Consider the following 22,854-nt stretch of genomic DNA (forward strand, 5'->3'; position numbering starts at 1 on the left):
GCAGAAGTGGTTGTTAAGAACTTTACGAACGCCTGAAACTTCAATTCGATAAAAGAAAATCATTCCATCACTTCCCAACTTCCGCCAAAAGAAGCCCCTAATCTTATCAACAATTTGTCCTTTTGAAGTTTTTGAATATTTCTTTCAATGGAGCGTTTAGAAACACCAATTTGGGCAGCTAATTCGAGCATAGTGATTTCCGGATTAGCCTTTACCAAATCTAAAATTTTCCTTGACGTTCGACCGACGTCATGCCGACGTTCGACCTACGTTTCACCGACGTTCGACCGACATTCGACCGACGTTTCACCGACTTCTTCCCGACGTTCTACCGCCATTATCTCCGACGCTTCCGCTGGTTTCCCTTTAATCTCCACCATCCATTGCGAAATAACCCTAGTGCCAATTCTACTGCTCTTTATTACCATTAATAATTAACTTCCACCTGATTTGATTCAAGCTTTGTAAAACCTGCTTCATCCATATAAGTTGGATGAAAAACAGAGTACTGGATATTGTACTTATGACCTTTTTCCAATTTATATACTTCATTTAAAACAATCGTAGCTTCTATTTTTTCGCCCGCCTTAAGTGGAACATAATCCTCCGGAACAACTACCCGTTTTACCAGAATTCCTTGATATTGAACTTTATTCTGATTTTCGTCTGTGATATGAAAAACGCTCCTCCTTGTTCTATTATCACTACATATAGTTTTTGTATCTAAAAATATTTCCGTATCGGAATTATTAAAAAATTGTACATGAGCAAGCAATAAATCCTTTTTTATATCAACTGATAAATAAATATCAACAAACTTTTCTTCCATAAAACACATAAATTTTAATTAGCCAAAAATGATGTATACTTTAATTCATGCTATTATAAAAAACTCAAACGTGTCTGCATTGATTAGAGCCAACCCTGGATGATCCTTTGCCAAATTTATGCAACGAGTCTCTCCATAGATAACATCTTCTGTTGGTCCAATATCATTAAAGTGAGATAATTCATGAATTATGACCGAAGCTTTAGAATTTTTTCCTTTAGTATCAGCTCCCCAAAATAAATCCCCAAGAAATATTCGATGTAATTCATCATCATGATAAGCGTTAGCATAATCCTCCTTCTTAGCCTTTTCGTTTATTATTGATGAAAAATTAACTTCCGTTAAACTACGACTCACCTCTAACGACCTTCTAATTCTCGTTAAAATAATTTGCTTTGCTTCATGATCATCCGTTCCAAACCATTTTTTAAACTCCAAAAGTGTATTGCAATCTTCATTTTGTAGCAACGCAAGCTTTTTCTCTAGCAGGCTTATACAATCCTGGATTGCCTGATTAATGATTGCTTTCTTTTCTTCTTCAGAAGGCTCTATAAATTCCTCATCAACTTTTTTAAACCCTGGCAATCTTAAAAGGCTGCGCCCCCCTCGCTCCCCAATCAACACCCTCCCACTCCCTCCTACTACCACCCCGCCATGTGCACATCGATCTCCCATCCGGACTGCCTCTTTGCCTCCTATAATTACACCCGATGAGCCGGTAATTATTTTATCCATTCCGCCATTACAAAGGCAGGTATCATCAACTGTTGCGGCGGGCGCTCCTTCTATCAATACCGTTGGACATCCGGGGCCAACAATCGGTCCACCCGCGTGCGGCACACCACCCGGTGATACCGCCGGACAATTATGCATATCGCCTATTCGTGCTGCCGGTTTACCCAAGCTATGAAATTTTAAATTAAATAGTCTTTTTGCCTGTAAGGCACTCAATTAATGTACTGAAGTGGTTGGACTGTCATGTAGATGATGCGTATTGCAACTAAATCAGAAGTACTTAACGGAGCTTGTAGTTGTGTAATCAAATATATGTATTATTCGATTATTGAAAACAGTTATCATATAATATTTACAATGATCCTCCCGGTATAAATATGAACTGCAATGGCACAAAAAACAACCAGCTCCGCTGCTGCAGAACTGGTTGTTACTTCGACCCTTCGACTTCGCTCAGGGCGCTCAGTATGCGCTTTGCAGGGTCCCGAAACATACTGCGCCTTCGCGAAGCTTCGGCGAAGCAAGGTCGGGCAAAGTGCTATACTGCCTGGCAGTTGTCAATTCTTCAAATTAATCAAATTCACCACCACCTTTGTCATCATGTCTTTTTCTACAGGTTTGCTTTCGGCAATCATCAATGTAATGGCGACTAATGCATTGTCTGCTATCCTTTTTGAACCATCGTGCCGGTACAAAATATGATTCTTCTCCATAAACCATACAAACAGGAATGCAGCGATGCGTTTATTGCCATCTGAGAAGGAATGATTCTTTACAACAAAATATAACAGGTTAGCGGCTTTTTCTTCTACGCTTGGATACACATAATGCCCATCGAAAGTTTGGTAAATAGCAGCTAATGACCCTTGAAATGATTCGTCTTTTTCATTGCCAAAAAGCAAGCTGCCACCGAACTTGTTCCGCAACCCTTTAATAGCCCATATAGCCTCGTCGTAGGTTATCTGATATAATTCATTGGCAGTGGTATCGTGTATTTCAAGTACCTGGTGATCGTATCTATCCAATACATCCAGGGCGTAGGTATAATCAGTAACCACTTTTAATAGGCCGGTAGCTTCATCCGAGGTTAGCTCATGATTGCCGACCACATTTCCCAATAATTTTACAGCTTGTTTAAGATCATCCAACTGCCTGGACTGTTCCTGAAGACGTTTTTCATTTAAAGCATAACCTTTAACCAGATACTCTTTTAAAACTCTGTTGGCCCAAATGCGGAACTGAGTGCCGCGCTGAGATTTTACCCGGTAACCAATTGAGATTACCACATCCAGGTTGAAATATTCAACCTGATAAATTTTACCATCAGATCCAGTTGTTGCATTTTTTGCAACAACTGAATCTCTAACTAATTCAGACTCATTAAATACATTTACTATATGCCTGGAAATCACAGACTTGTCGCGACCAAACAAGGCAGCCATTTGATTTAAACTTAACCATACCGTCTCATTTTCAAGCTTTACATCAATAGACGTATGACCATCCGGCGACTGATACATAACAATCTCTCCTGTACGCTCCATTTTAAAGGGTTTTATGATTTCATAATGAATTAAGCCAAACGATATCGATCGTTTAACCATAGTCGATGAAATCACCCCTTATATAATAACAGTCAGGGTTGTGCTATAAACCAAAATGTTCCGTGATTTTTTTTATCAAGTGCAGATATACTTATAGTGAAGTCAAAATCTGTATCAACTCCTTATAATCGGAGATCTTTCGAACCGAAGGCTTATCCTCATACCGCCCATACTTATCGTACCAAACCGCATCAATGCCTAACTCCTGCGCCGCCTTTATTTCTGATTGCAGGTCATCGCCAATTACCAGCACTGCTTCTTTTGCATAACCATGTCGCTGTACAATATCTGCAAATACATCCTTCTTCACTTTGTTGGTAGTAGAAGGATCAATGATGTGGATCTCTTTAAAATCGGGCGCTAAAGCCAACCTGTCTACTTTACTTTGTTGCATTTTTGGGAAGCCTGTAGTCACTAAGAATTTATCGCATGGTAAATGCCGCACCAATGCAAAATCTTCAAACGGCTCAATGGGCCCGTTATACGTTAATTCCTTTAACACCTCCACGCATTTCCTGGTTAAGCTCTCACTGAATTGATGTTCTTTCGCTACCTGCTGAAAAGGCCGCCGCATCACTTCATCTTTTATTTTATCCAACTCCCCGGCATGGCTTCCCTCCTGTTCTATCAATTCAAACAAGGGTGCAAATAAAGCATCACCGATCTGCGGTACCGGAAAGATGGTGTTATCCAAATCTATTATAAGCGCCTTTTTTATCATAACCCGGTTTTATTTCAAAGCGGTTGCTCTACCCGGAGACAACCACCCTACAAAGGTCTGATAAACGTAATACGCACTCCATTAAAGCAATCATCCGCACAACCATTCTTTGAATATCCACATACTGATATCATGCCATTATTATCCGTTTCAAAATACGTTTTGGCATCAAACCTTTCCAGCAACCAATCGCTCTTTGCTTTCTGGTATAATTCTTCAAGCGTTAATAACTCGTGCCCTTCATTGTGCGTTCCCAACTGGGTCGCATCTTCTTTCCATTCGTTTACTACAGTTAAAACATTGCCCGGCCACCTCATTGCATTCAGGGAATACGACCGCTCAATTATTTTTCCCTGTTTTACCGTGATGGTCGTTTGCTTGCTATATCCTGTCCATGAACTGGATTCCACCTGGTACATATACGAATCTTCAGACCCGGCTTGAAAATCGAGCCAGGCCCGATAGCTTTTTTCATACTCCCCAGAATAGGCAATGCCATCTTTATCTTTTTTACAGGCGCCCAGGGTAATAAATGCAAAAAGCGACAAAACTGCAATCAGCCTTTTCATATGTTAAGTTTGTGTCCCATTGACACCCAATTGCCCGCTTCCGTTGCCTCTTTCATAAATTTATGTGATTAGCCACTTTTCTATGGGGGGAAATCCCTCCACAGCTTGTGGAATAATTTTAGCTTTTAAGTTCCGGTCGTGCAAACGGAACTTCGTTAAATAGCAGCGTTTGTGTTGGTAATGCGAACTGAAGGCCTTCTTTTTTAAATGCATTTAATATGGCCAGGTAAATGGCTTGCTGGCGGTCCATATATAAATTGTAATCGGGACTTAAAATAAAATATACTATTTCAAAGGTTAAACTAAACTGCCCAAACGCTGAGAAATGCGCCCGGTCGAACACTGTTGATTCCTGGGCCTCAATGATCTCTTTTACCAGTACAGGTACTTTTTGTACTTTATCGGGCGGCGTGTTATACACTAATCCAAAGTTGAACTGTACCCGCCGCTTTTCCATACGTTTGTAATTGTGTATGCGGGCGTTCACCAGGTTGGTATTGGAACAGATCAACTGTTCTCCACTCAACGTTCTGATACGGGTGCTTTTTACACCAATGTATTCTATAGCACCCATCTTATCATCTACTATAATAAAATCGCCCACTTCGAAGGGCTTATCAAAGAAGATAACGAAATAATTGAACAGATCGCCGAGAATGTTTTGCGAAGCCAGCGCAATAGCCACGCCCCCTATACCCAAACCGGTTATTACTGAAGTTATGTTATAGCCCAGGTTATTGACCAGGAATACCAGGGCCAATACCCACAATACAATATTTACAATGATGATGATTCCCCTCGCCTGCTTCTTTTTTTCTATATCTTCTGCATTGTGGCCAAGGGCATTACTAATAAGATAGTTTAACGCCGAGGTAATGGTTTTAATAATAATAAAAGTAACCACTACCATTACGGCTATTTGCAGCAGCCGCTCTACCCGGGCACTTAACGTTAAATAAGAAACGCCGGCATACAAGCCGCCTAAATATAATGCGGGGACCAATGCCCCTTCGGCTAATTGTACAATAAAATCATCAAGCGTAGTACGGGTGCTGGTAGAAAACTTTTTAAACCGTTTTAACAACACTACCCTGGCTATACGAATCACCGTCCAGGTTATAACAATGATCCCGATAGCTATTAACCAGTTTAACAGGGTGTTACCCATAAATATCCGCTCCCACCATTGCATGATCCTTGAGGTACAAAATTTCATGCCATTGCCTTACTTAAGAGAAAACAACCATGGTTTTGCTGCTGCTACAAACATTTTGCAATACTTTTAAAGGAAATCAAATCACATGAGGCTAACCACAGGAGCCATTATAATTCTACTGTATATATCATGCACGCACAAAAAACAATCACTGCCTGTTACCGGCACCTGGAAACTGTTGAGCGGAACCATCATAGAAAAGAACGACACCACCATTACCGACTACACGCAAAACAAACAATTCATCAAGATCATCAATGACTCACATTTTGCATTTTTAGGTCATGATCTGAGCAAAGGTAAAGATTCTTCATCGGCCTTCTTTGCTGCCGGCGGTGGCAGGTATACGCTCAAAGACAGTACTTACACCGAACACCTGGAATACTGCAACGATAGAAACTGGGAAGCCAATGAATTTCATTTCACCGTTCATATAAACAATGATACATTGATCCAGCAGGGAGTAGAAAAAGTAGAAGCAACCGGCATTGACCGGTTGAATATTGAGAAGTATGTGCGGGTGAAGGAGTAATTTTTTACTCCCACCCGCCGCCCAGCGACCGGTATAATTGTATCAATGAAAGATAAATGCCTTTCTTCTGCGCCAATAACTGCAACTCAGCATCCAGCACATTTTTTTGCGCAGTGAAAACTTCCAGGTAAGTGGCATACCCGGTAAGGTATAATTCCCGGGCCGACGCTACGGCCTTTTGCAATTCCTGTACTTCCTGCAGCTTAAGCGCATACGATCTTTTGAAGTTATCTACCGCATTCATTTGGGTGACTACCTCGCTGTATGCATTCAGTAATTTCTGCTGATAATTATAAACAGTTTCCTTACTGGCAGCGTTGGCAATTACAAACTGCGCCTTTAACCGCCGTTGCTGAAACAGCGGAGCAGTAAGACCGCCTGCTGCTCCATACGCTATACTCCCGGCATTCATTAATAAAGAAGGGGTAAACGCATTGAGGGCCACATACGGACTAAGAGTTAATGAGGGTAGAAATGCCGCACGGGCAGCCTGCACATTTTCCTTAGCCATCTGCATTTCATATTCTGCCTGTTGAACATCCGGCCTTGCCGATAATAAGCTGGTGGGCAAACCGGTTTCAATAGAAATAGCCACCGATTCGGGCAGCGAAGTATCGCGCATGATCTGGTGCGGGTAATTTCCGGCCATGGCATTTAATTCATTCTCCACCTGTACGCGCTCTTGCAGAATTCTGAATTCTATGCTTTGTGTATTTAACAACTGCGCCCTGAATTGCTGTACTGCCAGTTCATTAGCACGGCCACCCGCTTTTTGCGCCAGTACGATCTCCAGCGCTCTCTGTTGCAGTTCAATATTCTTTCTTACAATTTTCAACTCCGTATCCAGGCCAAGTAAGTTATAATAACCCTCGGCCAGCGTTGCCACCAATGAAGTAATGATCAACTGCTTTCCCTTTTCGGTAGCCCATAATTCTGCCTGTGCTGCTTTTTTAAGATGCTGCAATTTACCCCAGAGATCAATTTCCCAGGTGCTGCTTAAACCTATAAACAGATCAGTAGTTGGCTTTACTGGTATTCGCTGGTCCTTGCTGATATTGGGTGAAAGATTGGTGTCGAAGTTACCTACGCCATTCATTGTGTAATTGCCGTACCTGTCAGCGGCGCCACTAACAACGCCGTTCATCGCTGGTAAAAATGCGCCTTTCCGCTCTGCCAGGCGGGCATGCGCCATGGTTATGCGTTGCAATGCAATATTCAGGTCGGTATTGTCTTTTAATGCCATTGCAATAAAATTATGCAAACAGGTATCGGAGAATATATTTTTGAAAACCAATTTTACCGAATCAGCTGTTGCACTTTTTTCGTCATACTGCCTGGGCAACTGCTTCACCGTGGGCAGTGTGTACGGCGTCATTACTTTGCAACCCGTCGTAATGCCAATTATAAAAACTATGATTAATCGATGAATATGATTCATTAGTTTTTCAAGTTTAATTTATTTACCAGTTGCCATTTACCAGTTACCGGGCCTTGAATGTAGATCAGTCTTCCTTCAATCGGCATCTTCGAACTTTTTACCTGGCAACCGGAATCCGGTAACCGGTAACAACAACATTCACGATTCATCAGCCACTATATGTTCCGTCAGCGGTTCGTCTTCCCTTACCGCCACGTTCTTTTTTCCTTTTTTCTTTGTACGACGATACATGAACAGTCCGTATAAACCCGGCACCAGGAAAATACCAAACAGCGTACCCGCCAGCATACCGCCTGCAGCAGCGTTGCCGATAGATCTATTACCCATAGCGCCTGCGCCATTGGCAATACACAATGGTATCAACCCGGCAATAAAAGCAAATGATGTCATCAGGATAGGACGCAACCTCGATACAGCGCCTTCCTTCGCCGCTTCTATTACCCGCACTCCGGCGCGATGCCTTTGTACTGCTACTTCAACGATCAGGATGGCATTTTTGGCCAGTAGCCCTATCAACATGATCAGCGCTACCTGGGCGTAGATATTATTTTCCAATCCCATTGCCAGCAGCAATGCAAATGCACCGGCAATACCTGCCGGTAACGAAAGGATCACCGCAAGCGGTAATAAAAAGCTTTCATATTGCGCAGCCAGCAGCAGGTACACAAACACCAGGCACACGATGAAAATATAAACAGCCTGATTACCCGAAATGATCTGTTCCCTTGTCATCCCGCTCCATTCATACGTATAGCCTTTGGGCAATACGCTGTCTGCCACATGCTGGATGGCACTAATTGCCTGTCCGCTGGAGAAGCCGGTAGCCGCATCGCCATTGATCATCGCTGCCGTATACATATTATACCGCGTGATCTGCTCGGGACCGAACACCTTTTCCATCCTGATGAAATTTGAATAAGGCACCATTTCGCCCTTGTCGTTTTTGACGTATAACTTCAATACGTCTTCAGGATTGGCGCGGTATTCAGGCAGGGCCTGCAACATCACCTTATACATTTGTTCAAAGCGAATAAAATTGGTTGCATAATAACTTCCCAGCAACGTTTGCAATGTATTCATGGCATTCTCCACACTCACGCCCTGCTTGGCCGCCATTTCCTGGTCAATATGGATGAGGTATTGCGGGAAGTTGGGATCGAAGCTGGTATTGGCGCCTGAAATGGCTGGCTGTTGTTTCAGCGTAGTCAGAAACTTATCCGACACTTCCGCCATTTCCTGCAACCCCGCATTGCGGTTCTTATTCAGCAATCTGAATTCAAAACCGCCGGCATTACCAAAGCCGGGAACAGTGGGCGGTTCAAAATACTCGATCACCGCATCAGCAATATGCGCTGTTTTTATTTTCAGGCCTTTTATAATTTCGGGAATGGTTTCCGTTCTCTCTTCCCAGCTTTTCAAATTGATCATGGCCATGCCATACGATGCACCCGTAACATCGCTCATCAAACTATAGCCCGCTAATGTGCTGATGTTATCTATACTTTTATCGTTGCCGATAGCTTCCTGCACGGCGTCCAACACATCTTCCGTACGTTCTACCGTAGAACCGGGCGGCGTGGTTACATTTACATATACCATGCTCTGGTCTTCGGCCGGAATGAAACCCGAAGGCAAAAATTGTGAAATACCCCAGGTAGCAACGCAGAATAAAACCAGCAACCCGACCGTGATCATTTTCCGTTTCACCAATTGTTGCACCAGGCTGCCATAGGTTTGTTCGGTGCGGTTATACACGCGGTTAAATGAATTAAAGAAACGTTGCAACAGGTTCTTCTTTCGTTTACCCGCATGGTCATGTTTCAACAGCAAAGCACACAGCGCCGGTGTAAGGGTAAGAGCATTGATCCCTGAAATAACAATCGACATGGCCAGGGTAAGCGAGAACTGCCTGTAGAAAACCCCCACCGGACCTGAAAGAAATGCCACCGGCACAAATACGGCCGACATAACTCCGGTGATAGCAATGATAGCGCCACCGATCTCTTTCATCGCTGCAATGGTTGCTTCGGTGGCCGGCAAATGTTCTTCCTGCATTTTCACGTGAACCGCTTCCACCACCACAATCGCATTGTCAACCACAATACCAATAGCCAGCACCAATGCAAACAGCGTAAGCATATTAATGGAGAAGCCCAGCATTTGCATGAACGCAAGCGTTCCTACCAGGGCTACAGGCACTGCCAATGCCGGGATCAGGGTTGAACGGAAATCCTGCAAAAAGATGAACACCACAATGAACACGAGAATAAATGCTTCGAGCAGGGTTCGCAACACTTCGTGAATACTGGCATCGAGAAAACGCGATACATCATAGGCATAGTTATAGGACATACCGGGTGGAAAAGCGGTCGCTTTCAAGTCCTCCATCCTGGCTTTGATTGTTTGAATTACTTCCCGCGCATTGGACCCCGGCCGTTGTTTTATCATAATGGAAGCAGACGGACGGCCATCAGTTTTAGACACCATATCATAACTTACCGTTCCAAACTCCACATCGGCTATATCTTTTAACCGTAATAACGAACCATCTTCGTTTGCCCGCAGGATCACATTGCGGTATTGTTCGGGTGTATTGAACTTACCGGTATATTTCAGGATGTATTGTTTTGCCTGCTTGTCTTTCCCGGAATTTTCGCCGGTTGATCCGGGCGCAGCTTCAATATTCTGATGACGTAATCCTGCTATGATCTCTTCTGTTGAAATATTATAGGCCAATAATTTGTCAGGCTTCAACCAAACGCGCATGGAGTAATCGCGCGAACCCATAATATCAACCAATCCTACGCCATCGATCCTTTTTAATTCCTGCAGTACATTGATGTCAGTGAAATTATAAATAAATTCTTCATCGGCCGTACTGTCGGCACTCATGATGTTCAAATACAGGAGCATCGAGTTCACTTCTTTTTCCGAGGTAACACCGGCTTTAACTACTTCTTCCGGTAGTTCATCCAGTACCGTTATTACCCGGTTTTGGACATTCACGGCTGCCTGGTCGGGATCGGTGCCTACTTCAAAAAACACCTGTATTAAAGTAACACCGTTGTTACTGCTTACAGAGCTCATGTAGGTCATTCCAGGCACGCCATTAATGGCGCGTTCCAATGGAACTGCCACTGCTTTTGTACACACGTCGGCATTCGCTCCATTATAGGTAGCAGTTACCATTACCGAAGGCGGTACGATGTCGGGGAATTGGGTTACCGGTAATGAGAATAAGGCGAGCGCGCCCAGTAATATGATGACAATTGAAATTACTAACGACAACACAGGCCGTTTGATAAAGGTCTCAAACATGCTTTTGGATTTTGCTGCTTTAATAAATGTTGTTGAAATACTTTACGATCGTCTTTACAACAATCATTCTGCAGCAAGAATACTGTCAACAGATATCATGCGTGGTTTAACTGAACTGCCTTCCTTGATATTTTGTACACCTTCGTACACAATGCGGTCGCCTGCTGAAAGCCCCGATTTTACCAATACAAAATCATCAATACGGGCATCAGGCACAAAGCTTTTCATGCGCACTTTGAAATCGTCGCCCAATACAAAAACATAATTCCGGTCCTGAATTTCCAGCACCGCTCTTTGTGGAATTATCAATGCTTTTGAAATAGCGGAGGTCAACAGGATATTCCCGCTGGCGCCATGCTTGAGTAATCCCGATGGATTGGGAAAAACCGCCCGGAATGCAATGGAGCCGGTTTCTTTATCAAACTCCCCTTCCATGGTTTCTATTTTTCCGCGATGTTTATAAACTGTTCCATCGGCCAGCATCAGCTCAGCCGGTTGTTGCACCTGTTTGCCTGCCTGCTTATTCTTTACATAATTTAAATATTCCTGTTCCGACACCTTAAAGTACACGTGCATGGCATGATTATCCGAAACCCTGGTCAGCAAAATACCTTCCGTAACCAAACTACCTAACTTGTGTGGTATGCGGTCAATAATGCCGTCGAACGGCGCTCTTACCGCGGTATAAGAAAGATTGATCTTCGCTTTTTCTTCTTTAGCCAATGCTTCATCTACTTTTGCTTTCGCAGCAGTCAATTTTGCATTAGCCAGGTCCAGCTCTGAATCGGAAACGATCTTCTTGTCAACAAGCGATTGTACCCGGCGCAACTCCACTTCCGCGCTTTTTACTTCGGCCATAGCGCTGGTCAATGAAGCCTTTGCTTCCGACAACTGCACTTTGAATTCTGCATCGTTCAACTGGAACATCAGTTGTCCTTTTTTTACCAATTGCCCTTCATCAACGAGAATACTTTCCAGGAACCCCGATACTTTAGCCCGTAGTTCAACATTTTGATAGGCATTAATGCTGGCCACGTACGACCGGTGAAGCGTTGTATCCTTACTACGCAATTGAAAAACCGGCAACTCAAGATCTTTTATTTTCGTTTCTGTATTACCTTTTACGCCACAACCTGTTAACCAGATTATGCACAAAATAGTCAATGCGGTTAAAGCTTTCATTTTTATACAATAGATTATATGAAGTATTAGATAGGACGGGACAGAGCTATAGATCCCAACCAAAAGAATTTGTGTGGCAAGCAGTTAATGGTTCCAATTAAAAATCAGAAGTGAAAATTCGTATGTGTATACGATCAGAAAGGAGTAAGCCGGAAAAGGAAAACGTAATAAGAAATCGGAATATGGGCTGCATTCCTGCTATACAATTCAGATACTATAGAAGGAAAGGTGGTATTATTCGGTCTGCGTTTATCACTATTGCTTAATCTATAAGAAGATTCTGCACGGAACCTTCGTTTTATTGCGGGAAGCTTTTTCTTAAGCTGGTTATAGGCATAAATAACCACATCATCATTATCAACAACATTGATTTCAAGCGCTGCTCCGGTGTCAGGCAACCTGAATTCGCCATGAAGCAACGGCATATGCTTGCCGGGGTCTGCTATTGCCATGACCCCCAGCAGTAAATAAATAATGAATTGAAAAATATATTTGCTTTTCACCAGCATGAATTATGATCAGGTAAGCTGCACGCACACAAAACCATTCTACAGATTGAAAAAAATATAAAACGGTTGCAATTCACACATTATTATTCATGATTTTTTTGAACCTGGTTATAAGGTTGATAATAATTATGCCAAAACTACTTTCTATCAGGAACGGGTTATAAACAACCATGCATTTCTAATATAATTTTAATGGTATTCCAATGTTGCTTTGATGATGGCTCAAAATAAAACATCCCCAGCTATTCGCCGGGGATATTTTCAAATAACAATGGCAAGCTTCATCAACGATTATCTACTTCGCATTTTCTTCCAACGCTTTGGCAACATAACTGTAAGCCAATTTCCGAACAAATGCTTCCGTCCATAAACCGATGGGTTCACCGGCACGCCAGTAAGAATTAACCGGACTGTCTAAGGGGCTCCAGATAGTAATACCGTAGCGCTGACGGGCGGGGATCAATTCAAAATATTTATCAATTACAAATTTGTACATGTCGGCCTGTGCTTTATAATGTTCAGCAGTGGCTGCAGTTGTTTGTACGCCTACGCCAATGTCGAGCTCAGATATTTTTACCATTTTCCCCGTAGCAGCCAGCAACTTGAACATGTCTACAATCTTCTGTTTATTGGTAGTTGTACTAATGTGCATCTGGGTGCCGATGCCGTCTACTTTTGCTCCCTTGCTTTCAATGTAATTCACATAGGCAATCAGGCCGCGACATTTGTCAAGATTGTACTCAAGGTTATAATCATTTATAAAATGAATATCACTCGCGTTGCCATATTTCCTGGCCATTTTAAAAGCAGTTACCGCATAATCCTTACTCATATAATCCTGCCAGTGGAAAACATCTGCAGGCAAATTCGATTGGCCTATACCGGTTTTAAGTTCATATGGCTTTCCGTCATCCATAGGTTCATTCACCACATCCCATGCCTTTACATGCGATTTGCTTACGCCCAACATACCGGAAATAAATTTATCCATGGCATCCGTTATAATGACAGTTTTTTCTACATCGGTTTTATTTACTACAGTTACGTTACCACCGGTTGCCTTCGAACTTTTGAGCACCACATCATCTATATATACCGTTCCGGCAAATTCACCGTAACTAATTATCAGCCTGGTCCTGTCGGCAGCAGTAACGGTAGTTGCGATGTTTACCTGTGTCCATTGCGTTGTTACGGGCACCTGCCCAAATCCATTGGATGAATAATTGGGGCTTTGCAGCTCGGGCCTGATGACGCCTGCTGCCGTACCCTTCACCCAAAAGCTCAGGTTATAGGTTTCACCATTGGTCAATGCGGCCGCAAAAGGATAGGTTGTTTGAACATCCCAATAATTTGTCGTTTTTGACGGGTTCGTTACAAACAAGGCCTTTCCGGTATTATTCAAACCCAAACCATTTGCCGTGATGCCCCGGGTGGAGTTATTACCCCAGCCGCCCCAGGCGCTACCCGATTCAAAATTCCCATTTGCAACGAGATTGGTAACGATCGGGTTTCCCTGCGTGTCGTACACATACAGGTTATTTACATCGATAGAATAGGTTACATTAGGCTTATACCCAAGGTCGAAGTGCAACTTGATATTATCCGCGGCAAAGTCATTGATCTGAAACCTGATCTCCTTCCAGGAGATCCCTGTAGTGAAAGTAGCGGAAGGCGTTCCGGTTTTCATCCAGTCTATCTGAGGCGTATTATTATTCAACCCTTCGAAAGTGATGCGGCCTTCGCCCGGAACATCTGACTTGATATACACAATCACTTCATACCTGTGTGTTCTGTTTACTGGTATGGCCGGGCTAATCAATTGTAACGCCGTTGCTGAGGAAGAACCGGCAGCAGACACCAACTTCAATGCTTTATTACCGGTGCCCATTCCTTCACCATCGGCAATGGAAATACCGGCGCCGATATTGGCGCGGTTCCAACCATTGAAAGTTTTATCCTGCAAGCCGGCAACATTCAAATCATTTGCGTAAGCAGGCGAGGTCACGGTCATTGGTGCAAGTAGTCCTTTTAAATAGGAAGCATTCTGATTTGCATGCCATACCAGTGTATGGCCGTAAACAGACATACCTGCCTGGCGGGTCGTTTGCAAAAAGTCGGTTACCTTATCTAATGCCAAACTTCCATCGGCCATAACCACGGCGCCATGCTTCATTTCGTACCCTACTGCAAACTCATCGAAATTTTTATTGGCCAACCGGTACATCACCCCTTTATTAAGGTACTCTGATAAATTACCGGCAACCCCGAATTTGAAATCAGGGTGTGCGGTACGGTTTATATACGTTTTCAGCGCCGGGTAAGAATCTATGTCTTCCTGAAGGGTAACGCTTTCAGGCTTGTCGACGTTGAATTCAGCGGCTTTATACTTGTTGCAGGAAGCCACCACTACCAGGGTCGTGAGGCTTACTGCTATTTTATAAAGTGTATTCATATCGGTTGTATAAATTAAAAATGTTGAAATAAATTACTTAACCACCGGCGCAAAAGTTTCCATGGTCACTGCGCGGTCGCGCAATACCAGCGTATCGGTAGAAGACACCTGCATATCGGTTAATGTAACCTGGTAACTCAGGTAAATGGCATCGCGGTCTTTACTACCCCAACTGTTCTTTTCTCCCCGCTTTACAAATTTGCCATTTCCCGTGGCGGTGAAACTACTTGTGGCGGAAGAAACGGTACAATTACCGTCGTTATCAAAGGTGAGCAGCAGGGTACAATTCACATTTACGCCGTTCTTGTCTTTGAATACCACCGGAAACTCAATCACCTTCATCGTTCGCGTGTGCAATTTGTTCACTTCATCATCTTCAACATATGGTTTATGTCTTACCACGGTTTGGTTAACACTTCCGGTTATTACATCCTTCCCTCTGCGCAGGTAATTGCCATGCCATGGATTTACATACTTAATGGCATACAGAATAAAATCTTTGCCGGAAAGAATGGAATCGGCGTTCGACTTGCTTGTCATCCGCAAAGGGATCACGTACGTTTTCTTTATTGAAGCAGGATCATTAAAAAAGGCTTCGGTCAACTGCACTTCTACCCCGCCGGTAAGACCGCCTTCCGGTATAACTATATTATCTGCGGCCAGCGAATAATAATTATTGGGCATGGCCACGATCTGGTCGCCGCCTGCATTGAATAAAAGGGGCCGGGCCAATAAGGAATTGTCTACGGAGATCCCGATCTGTATGTTCCGTTTACTACTGTAAACACCGCCGGTAGTTGCCAGTATTTTGCATTTACCCTGGTTGTCGAGCTCGGTACTAAAAACATCTTCACCGAATGTAATGGTGCGCACCGGGTACTGGTAGGCAAAGTATACCGTCTGGTAATCGTAATCGGGAAACTCCACTTCTTTACTACTGCACGATACAAGTACAAAGAGCAGTATGATTGGTATTAGAAACTTTTTCATTATTAACGTTTTCGATAATTCATTAGAGATTCTATTTGTGATTTGCTTTCTGGGAGCTATGATTTAAATCTAAAAATCTATAAATCCCAAAATCAGCAATCGAAAAAATGCTCCCCGTTAAGGCTGCTTATCTCCATCCCTGGTTTTGCATCAATTCGCTAAACTTCAGGATCTCGCTATAAGGAATGGGACCATAGGTCATAAAGGGTTGAAATTGCCTGGCCTCCACATTTATGGTGGTGTGGTTGCCGTTCTGTATGCTCACCCCTTTAGCCGTTTCAGTAAGGTTCTGTTTCCAACGGCGCAGGTCCCAGAAGCGAAATCCTTCAAAGCACAACTCCAGCCTCCGCTCATTCCTTATCAGCGTCCTCATTTGGTCTTTACTGCCTTTTGCAGCTTCCAGGTAGGGGTCGCCGTTCGTTAAGCCTACACCAGCTCTTCTGCGAATGGCTTTGATAACATCATATGCAGAATACGTATTGGTACCGGTACCCATAGGTCCCCAGGCTTCATTAGCAGCTTCTGCATAATTGAAAAAGATCTCCGTATACCTGATGTGTGGTTTATAATGACGTTGGTTGTTGGCCGAAGTGGGATTCAGGTTTACATCCTGGCGAAGCAACTTGCGCAGGTAGTACCCGGTTCTTGTAGAAGTTTCTACCCGGTTCAACGCATCATTCGTATTACCATTTGCGGTGGTGTTTATAACCGTATTATTAGGTCCGGCCGTACCGCCGTTTACCAAAACATAATGACTTAAGCGAGGGTCCCGATTGTTATAAGGAGCGGCAGGATCAAAACCACTGGCAGGATCTGTAATGGGATATCCATTGGCCATCGGAAAGGCATCCACGAGGTTCTGCGTTGGGTTTATTCGTCCGCTCCCAAAAATGCTGGGCGGATAGTTGGCCTGTTCAAGATCCCTGTTATCGCTATAATTGCTTCTCCATAATATTTCAGCCGGGTTAGTACCGTCGGCCAAACCTGCGATCTCTGAAGCATTGGAATACCAGGTCACTCCATTCGTTGCCAGGGCGCTGAGGCCGCCTTTTAAATTAAGCACTGCGGCTGCATAATTGGCTGCAGTGGCCCAGGTGGTTGAATTACCATTACTAAAGGAAGGGCTGGCTGCCAGCAATGCCACTTTTGACCTGATGGCCTTAGCGATCCTTGCTGTAAGGAACCCGCGAAAAGCGGCGCCAAAGGCACGGTCGTATTGTTCCTTTGTTATTGAACCGCCATACTTCGCCGGGATCTGCGAAGCATTGGGTATATTTTCAAAATCGATGGGCAATAGATCTTCCGCCCTGTCCAGGTCGCTATAAATTTGCTGCATACATTCTTCCAACGTTGCCCTGGGTTTATTGAAATCGGCATTGGGATTTTGCACTTCCAGGTTAACAGGCACGCCAAGCATCATTGAGTTTTCAGAAAGACCTCCATGCGCTTCCAACAAATGATACATGAATAATGCGCGTAAGCCATACGCCTCGCCTTTAATACGCATGGCCATCAAACGGCTTACCGTTGCATCCGTAGCCCACTGCACGGTATCTACCTGACCAAGCATTATATTGAGGTATTGGATGGCAGCATAGGCATTTGTCCACTGGCTAAGCGGGTTATTATTGGCAGCCCATTGCCCGTTAGCGATCTTTAAAAAGGCATTGTTCTGATCGTTGGTTACTGCGTCATCGGTAGCTACATCATTAAATGACCACGAGTTGGTTGGTATGCGGTTGTATGCGTTGAGCAGAATGCCAAATGGAAATCTTGCATCATTAGGAATAAATGCATCCGGGTTCAACTCCCGGTTGTTCTCTATCGCCGGCGTTAAAAGGTCTTTACAACTGCTCAGTGCGATAAGAGCTATCCACAATATTATTATACTTCTTTTCATATTCGTTAACTTGATCGGTTACAACGGCTTTTTAAAACAAAGCTTTGACACCTACATTATATAAGCGGGTTTGCGGCGCACTTTCTATGTTGAGCTCCATTATTTCACGTTCGGGAGAAATGGTCAACAGGTTGAAGCCGCTGATATATACGCCTAAATCCTTTACCAGTTTTTTGTTTTTGAGCATGCCGGTTATATCATAAGAGATCTGCACTTTGCTCAAATCGAACCGGTTGGTTTTGTACAACCAGAAATCGGAAGCGCGGAAATTGTTATCGCTGTTAAATGTGGTTAACCTTGGATACTTAGCCGTGTTTTGGGTTTCGGTTGTCCAGCGGTCACGCACCATAATGGAATATTTATCATCCCCATCTACCCAGAAGTAGGAATTGTTCTTCATGGCATACGCTCCGAAGCGGCCAACCCCCAGCGCAAAAAAGGTAAGGTTCTTCCATTTTGCAGTGAGGTTTATACCCAATGTAAGGGGTGCGCCAAACCAACCGCCTCTGCCGAGATACACTTCGTCCCTGGCGTTGATGATGCCATCCCCATTCTGATCTTTATACTTTATATCACCGGGTTTTACCTGGCCAAAAGTTTGTGATGGAGAATTATTGATATCGTTCTGGTCACTGAAGAATCCCAGGCTCTGCAGCCCCCAAACAGCATCCAGTGGTTTTCCCGCCCGGTACTGGTAGTCATCTTCATACACTTCCGCACGTTTTGCAGCAGTAGTTTTATAATAAGTTCCTGCCACACCCAACGACCAATCTACGCCACCGAGTTTTTTATTGAGGTTGGCGCTAAAGTCAACGCCTACGCGTTTATCGTCGTTATAGTTAACAAAAGGGATGAAGGAAGAGACCGGCCACCCGGTAGTGAAATAAGATGGGTATAAAACAGCAGGCTGAATAATGTTCCCGGTAATCTTGTTTACAAAGAAAGTCCCTTGTAATGTGACCAACTTTTTGAAGAACGATCCTTCCAGGCCAATGCTTATTTCTTCACGCTTAGGGAATTTCATATTGGGGTTATCGCCTCTCCTCGCCTCGGTTGCCTGAATACCGGTACCATCTTTCCAGCCAAACCAGGAACCCTGGCCGGTATAATAACCCTGGTACAGGTAATAAGTTGTAATATCAAGGTCGGTATGCAGGATGCCCGCAGATGCAGTTAACCGAAGATTGTCAATCACCGTAGCGCCGCTCATGAATGGCTCGCTGCTGATGCGCCATCCCAATGAAACAGTAGGTGAAAAAGCCTGCCGGTTGCCTTCGGGCAATTTGGCGGAATGGATCATGGCGCCGCTAAAATCAAGGTAATATTTGTTGAGGTAATTATAGCCCAACTGAAGGCCCAGGTTGGCATTACTGGTTCGGTGATAAACGGCCGACTCTGATTGTTGAAAACCATTGACCAACAAGATGGCCGACAAATTGTGCCTGCTCTTTATTGAATTTACGTAGTTGAACTGGCCGGTAGCTGAAATGGTTTGCCGGTACCAGGTATTGCTTACATTCTGCACGCCCGGTGTAGCATCCTGACCGTATTTTGTAAGATCGCTTATGAGGTCTTCGCCATTGTAATTATTCCAGGTGGGCGCATAGACCGCATAACTGTTGTTGTAGGCCAGGTTGTACGATGAGGTGTAATCTACTGCGAACGTAGACCGAAAAGAAAGCCCTTTCAACACATTCCGCAGATCTGCATTCACTCCGGTATTGAACTGGAACTGCCGGCTGTTGAATTGATTATTGCCGCCTGCATAAATGGCAGCAAACGGATTGGTTTGATCTAACTGGGTTCCGCCCAACAAATATTGACCATCGATGAGATGATTGCTGTTCTTCACTAAAACCTGCGACACTTCATCCTCCGCCTCTATCATGCTCAGGGGAATGAGCGGTGAGAACCGGTGCGGACGCAAAGTAGCGGCACTGCCCCAGTAGTTGGTATTTACGCCGTGACCCGTATAGAAGATACCGCTTGCATCTACATTACACGAAATATAGTTGCTTAAAGTAATGTCAATATTACCACGAACGTTGAAGCGGTCTGCCCGGTTGTTCCTGATGGCTTCGCCAAAGTTGAGCAACGAGCCGGCAGTTTGAAAACCGATGTTTGTATAATAACGGGCCTTATCATTGCCGCCTGAAATTTCAGCAGTAGCATCATAACGGCCATACATTTTCTTCAGGTAATCCGAAGAATAATAGTCAACATTAGGGTAACGGTAAGGGTTACGCCCCGATGCATAATTATAGATAGTCTCCTGGCTATAGAGCTCCGCCAACCCATCATTCCGGCGGGCTTCATTATACAAAATCATGTATTCTGCAGAACCCAGGTACAACGGATATCTTTTAGGCACATTGGCGCCTGCATTGGCCCTGATATCGATCCGGAAGTTGTTGGCCTCCCCTCTTTTGGTTGTAATGTAAATAACGCCTTTGGCAGCGCGGCTCCCATAAAGCGCCACCGCATTTACACCCTTCAAAAAGGTTATCTGATCTATTTCAGTGGGCGATACATTGCCAACCTCGCGGGGAACGCCATCTATTAATACCAGGTAGCCGCCCATGCCCCAGTTGCTGTTGCCATTGTAACCGGGCGCCCATGCTTCCATACCGTCGAGGCCATAGATAAAATAGTTTTTTTGTAAAAGCTCCGCCACATTAACAGCCGACACACCGCCCAACAGGTCACTTTGTTCAACCTTGCGAAAAGCCACCTGCACATCTTTCGGTTTATCTACGGCGTTTGTAATAACCTGTACTGCGGTATCCTGTGCCTTCACCACCGCACCAATGGCAACCAGCGAACATAACACCATTATTATTTTAAAATATTGCATGAATTTCAAGTTTAACATTGCATGATACTTTTAAGGAATTGTTCCCAGGCGTGCCACGGTTCGCTTGCATCTACGGGGTAACCCCCGACTCCATCGGGCAAGCTGTGTAACACCTGCTACCAACCCGGGTTCTGCGGAAACTCCAGGTACATATTGGCATCTGCATTCTTTAAAGGAAGCCAATAATGTTTTTGTGTGTACTTGCGTTCCAGGATAACATTTTCACGTAAGTTAACCACCCGGTTCTCCTTCGGATCGGTGGTGTTGAATGTGCCGGCCCTGTCGAATTCAATTGATTTTTTCAGTGTATACGGGCTTTGGATCAATAACATCCAGCGACGCAGGTCATTGAAGCGATGCCCTTCAAATGAAAGCTCTACCGCCCGTTCGCGCCGCACTTCATTCATGAAAGTATTCAGTAAAGTGAGGAATTGCGGGGCCACATGCCCAACACCAGCCCTGTCGCGAATAAGATTTACCGCATCTTCGGCCGTTTTACTATACCCCTCTGCCTTACCTGCCGCGGAACCATATGCCTGGGCTGCCGCTTCGGCATACATTAAATACACATCTGCCAACCGCATATAGGGCAGGTGAATATTCAGGCTCTTGTCGTAACTATAACCGTTGTCATACTTATTCGCAGTTCTAGGTATGAACTTGTAAAGCAAATACCCCGTGCGGCTTCCGGTGCTGATGTTACGATAGCTGCCGCCGGTAAAAAGGTTGGCATAACGGTTTGCTTCATCCGTAGTGGCTCCCTGTATGCATTTAACGCCGTCAAATACTATATCATTATAAAAACGCGGGTCCCTGCCTTTCCATGGATATGCAGGATCATAGCCCGATTCCGCATCAGCGGTGGTAATGTCTTTTATGGGCAAGCCATTGGCCATGCCATAATAATCAACATAATTGGCAGTAGGCAGAAATTTAACGTCGCCTCCTTCCAGTTGCGGTGCAGGTTGATATTGCTTACTGGTTCCCCAGTTGGAACTATTGGCGCCATAATATGGCCCGCGAAAAATAGCTTCCGTGCCTCCGGGCATCGCCCAGTTCTGGCCATTTGTATAGAAGTTGTTGTAGTACTTCGAAAATTCGATCAGGCTATAGGGCGCCTGTCCTGTTTCGCATAACTGCAATAGTTCAGCAAACGCTTCCGCAGCCTTTTTACAATAACCGGTATTGTATGTCTGGCTTCCTGTTGATGCAAAATTCATTAATGGGCTACCGGCCCACAGATAGTTCTTGCCCAAATAACCAAGGGCCATTATTTTATTGATGCGCAGTTGGTTTTTGCCAAGCGTTTTCTTTCCAGCCGTAGTATTATCCCAGTTTGCCGGCAAAATATTGGCCGCTTCCCTGAAATCCCGGGCGGCGTTATCTGCGCACTCGTGGTAACTAAGGCGTGGCAAGGTTAGTTTCTGATCGCCGGGCAACACCTGGTCTATATAAGGAAGCCCGCCAAAATACTGCATGAACATAAAGTGAAACCACCCTCTGAAAAACAATAACTGTCCTTTGATCAGGTCCCGCTCTTCCTGGGTGGCATCTGTTAACTTGTCAATGTTCTCAAGGCCCAGGTTGGCTTTGCGAATGCCATACCAACCCAACTTCCACAATGACTTTGTAAAACGGTCATCATTAGTTGATGTATTGTTCCTGTCCATCCACCCAGCCTGCCAGCCATCGAATTGCGACTGCCAGCCCCAGAAATCGCCATTATCAATTTTAACTATAAAGTGAAAATCACGGGCAGTAGATTGTATCTCGTCTTCACCCCAGTTCCAGGAGTTGGTCCAATAGGCGTTTGTAAAGTCGGGGATACAATGATAGAGTTCTTCGGCAAAGCCCTGAAAATTGGTGAAGTTCTTAAATGCGTCGTTCGCCGATACAATGGATTGCGGTTCCCTGTCAAGGAATTTTTTACAGGATACCATACCAATGGTAGTAGCAAAGACGACTGTGGAAAGTAATATTTTAAAATATTTACGCATAATAATCC

General features: G+C 44.2%; 16 protein-coding genes and 1 pseudogene. 1 reads left to right on the forward strand and 16 read right to left on the reverse strand.

Features of this window, described 5'->3' with window-relative positions:
• Nucleotides 1–59: 59 nt before the first annotated feature.
• The 7 genes and pseudogenes from FAM09_RS03480 to FAM09_RS03510 all read right to left on the reverse strand — a co-directional run.
• Nucleotides 60–230, reverse strand: a pseudogene (locus FAM09_RS03480) (winged helix-turn-helix domain-containing protein); the annotation flags it as partial.
• Between the two features lie 197 nt (nt 231–427).
• Nucleotides 428–829 (reverse strand): hypothetical protein, encoded by a 402-nt coding sequence (locus tag FAM09_RS03485; RefSeq protein ID WP_136575679.1) that lies wholly within the window; start codon nt 827–829, stop codon nt 428–430.
• Nucleotides 830–874: 45 nt separating this feature from the next.
• Nucleotides 875–1,732, reverse strand: coding sequence for a M35 family metallo-endopeptidase (locus FAM09_RS03490; protein WP_136575680.1), 858 nt, complete (start codon nt 1,730–1,732; stop codon nt 875–877).
• Nucleotides 1,733–2,121: 389 nt separating this feature from the next.
• Nucleotides 2,122–3,108 carry a virulence protein RhuM/Fic/DOC family protein gene (rhuM, locus tag FAM09_RS03495; RefSeq protein WP_136575681.1) on the reverse strand — a complete coding sequence of 329 codons (987 nt, stop codon included), beginning with the start codon at nt 3,106–3,108 and terminating at the stop codon, nt 2,122–2,124.
• A 151-nt stretch (nt 3,109–3,259) separates the two neighbouring features.
• The gene (locus FAM09_RS03500) at nt 3,260–3,889 is read right to left on the reverse strand and encodes an HAD family hydrolase (protein WP_166437014.1); all 630 of its coding nucleotides are present in this window, start codon (nt 3,887–3,889) and stop codon (nt 3,260–3,262) included.
• Nucleotides 3,890–3,936: 47 nt separating this feature from the next.
• Complete coding sequence (locus FAM09_RS03505) at nt 3,937–4,458, reverse strand: hypothetical protein (RefSeq protein WP_136575682.1); 522 nt, start codon at nt 4,456–4,458, stop codon at nt 3,937–3,939.
• Between the two features lie 118 nt (nt 4,459–4,576).
• Nucleotides 4,577–5,674, reverse strand: a complete 1,098-nt coding sequence (locus FAM09_RS03510; protein ID WP_243751579.1) for a mechanosensitive ion channel family protein — start codon at nt 5,672–5,674, stop codon at nt 4,577–4,579.
• Nucleotides 5,675–5,759: 85 nt separating this feature from the next.
• On the opposite strand from FAM09_RS03510, the gene FAM09_RS03515 reads away from it, so the two are divergent.
• Nucleotides 5,760–6,206 carry a lipocalin-like domain-containing protein gene (locus FAM09_RS03515; protein WP_136575683.1) on the forward strand — a complete coding sequence of 149 codons (447 nt, stop codon included), beginning with the start codon at nt 5,760–5,762 and terminating at the stop codon, nt 6,204–6,206.
• A gap of 4 nt (nt 6,207–6,210) precedes the next feature.
• On the opposite strand, the gene FAM09_RS03520 is transcribed toward FAM09_RS03515, so the two are convergent.
• From FAM09_RS03520 to FAM09_RS03560, 9 genes are all read right to left on the reverse strand, one after another.
• Nucleotides 6,211–7,644: a TolC family protein gene (locus tag FAM09_RS03520; protein WP_136575684.1), complete on the reverse strand. Its 1,434-nt coding sequence runs from the start codon at nt 7,642–7,644 to the stop codon at nt 6,211–6,213.
• 138 nt (nt 7,645–7,782) lie between these two features.
• Complete coding sequence (locus FAM09_RS03525) at nt 7,783–10,962, reverse strand: efflux RND transporter permease subunit (protein WP_136575685.1); 3,180 nt, start codon at nt 10,960–10,962, stop codon at nt 7,783–7,785.
• Between the two features lie 63 nt (nt 10,963–11,025).
• Nucleotides 11,026–12,144: an efflux RND transporter periplasmic adaptor subunit gene (locus FAM09_RS03530; protein WP_136575686.1), complete on the reverse strand. Its 1,119-nt coding sequence runs from the start codon at nt 12,142–12,144 to the stop codon at nt 11,026–11,028.
• Between the two features lie 134 nt (nt 12,145–12,278).
• A complete protein-coding gene (locus FAM09_RS03535; RefSeq protein ID WP_136575687.1) occupies nt 12,279–12,596 on the reverse strand; it encodes a hypothetical protein in 318 nt (105 codons plus the stop codon).
• A 352-nt stretch (nt 12,597–12,948) separates the two neighbouring features.
• Entirely contained in the window at nt 12,949–15,105 is a 2,157-nt protein-coding gene (locus FAM09_RS03540; RefSeq protein ID WP_136575688.1) for an endo-1,4-beta-xylanase, read from the reverse strand.
• Between the two features lie 33 nt (nt 15,106–15,138).
• A complete protein-coding gene (locus tag FAM09_RS03545) occupies nt 15,139–16,095 on the reverse strand; it encodes a DUF5627 domain-containing protein (RefSeq protein WP_136575689.1) in 957 nt (318 codons plus the stop codon).
• A 127-nt stretch (nt 16,096–16,222) separates the two neighbouring features.
• Nucleotides 16,223–17,995 (reverse strand): RagB/SusD family nutrient uptake outer membrane protein, encoded by a 1,773-nt coding sequence (locus FAM09_RS03550; RefSeq protein WP_136575690.1) that lies wholly within the window; start codon nt 17,993–17,995, stop codon nt 16,223–16,225.
• A gap of 31 nt (nt 17,996–18,026) precedes the next feature.
• Nucleotides 18,027–20,849: a SusC/RagA family TonB-linked outer membrane protein gene (locus tag FAM09_RS03555; protein ID WP_136575691.1), complete on the reverse strand. Its 2,823-nt coding sequence runs from the start codon at nt 20,847–20,849 to the stop codon at nt 18,027–18,029.
• A gap of 116 nt (nt 20,850–20,965) precedes the next feature.
• Complete coding sequence (locus FAM09_RS03560) at nt 20,966–22,846, reverse strand: RagB/SusD family nutrient uptake outer membrane protein (protein WP_136575692.1); 1,881 nt, start codon at nt 22,844–22,846, stop codon at nt 20,966–20,968.
• Nucleotides 22,847–22,854 lie beyond the last annotated feature (8 nt).

Source organism: Niastella caeni (genome assembly GCF_004834005.1).
Lineage (GTDB): Bacteria > Bacteroidota > Bacteroidia > Chitinophagales > Chitinophagaceae > Niastella > Niastella caeni.

What these genes read in the sequence shown, in the direction of transcription:
- FAM09_RS03530 (WP_136575686.1), bottom strand. Translation starts at nt 12,144, where the DNA reads ATGAAAGCTTTAACCGCATTGACTATTTTGTGCATAATCTGGTTAACA.
- FAM09_RS03550 (WP_136575690.1), bottom strand. Translation starts at nt 17,995, where the DNA reads ATGAAAAGAAGTATAATAATATTGTGGATAGCTCTTATCGCACTGAGC.
- FAM09_RS03515 (WP_136575683.1), top strand. Translation starts at nt 5,760, where the DNA reads ATGAGGCTAACCACAGGAGCCATTATAATTCTACTGTATATATCATGC.
- FAM09_RS03525 (WP_136575685.1), bottom strand. Translation starts at nt 10,962, where the DNA reads ATGTTTGAGACCTTTATCAAACGGCCTGTGTTGTCGTTAGTAATTTCA.
- FAM09_RS03520 (WP_136575684.1), bottom strand. Translation starts at nt 7,644, where the DNA reads ATGAATCATATTCATCGATTAATCATAGTTTTTATAATTGGCATTACG.
- FAM09_RS03545 (WP_136575689.1), bottom strand. Translation starts at nt 16,095, where the DNA reads ATGAAAAAGTTTCTAATACCAATCATACTGCTCTTTGTACTTGTATCG.
- FAM09_RS03485 (WP_136575679.1), bottom strand. Translation starts at nt 829, where the DNA reads ATGGAAGAAAAGTTTGTTGATATTTATTTATCAGTTGATATAAAAAAG.
- FAM09_RS03560 (WP_136575692.1), bottom strand. Translation starts at nt 22,846, where the DNA reads ATGCGTAAATATTTTAAAATATTACTTTCCACAGTCGTCTTTGCTACT.
- FAM09_RS03505 (WP_136575682.1), bottom strand. Translation starts at nt 4,458, where the DNA reads ATGAAAAGGCTGATTGCAGTTTTGTCGCTTTTTGCATTTATTACCCTG.
- FAM09_RS03510 (WP_243751579.1), bottom strand. Translation starts at nt 5,674, where the DNA reads ATGAAATTTTGTACCTCAAGGATCATGCAATGGTGGGAGCGGATATTT.
- FAM09_RS03500 (WP_166437014.1), bottom strand. Translation starts at nt 3,889, where the DNA reads ATGATAAAAAAGGCGCTTATAATAGATTTGGATAACACCATCTTTCCG.
- rhuM (WP_136575681.1), bottom strand. Translation starts at nt 3,108, where the DNA reads ATGGAGCGTACAGGAGAGATTGTTATGTATCAGTCGCCGGATGGTCAT.
- FAM09_RS03535 (WP_136575687.1), bottom strand. Translation starts at nt 12,596, where the DNA reads ATGGCAATAGCAGACCCCGGCAAGCATATGCCGTTGCTTCATGGCGAA.
- FAM09_RS03540 (WP_136575688.1), bottom strand. Translation starts at nt 15,105, where the DNA reads ATGAATACACTTTATAAAATAGCAGTAAGCCTCACGACCCTGGTAGTG.
- FAM09_RS03555 (WP_136575691.1), bottom strand. Translation starts at nt 20,849, where the DNA reads ATGCAATATTTTAAAATAATAATGGTGTTATGTTCGCTGGTTGCCATT.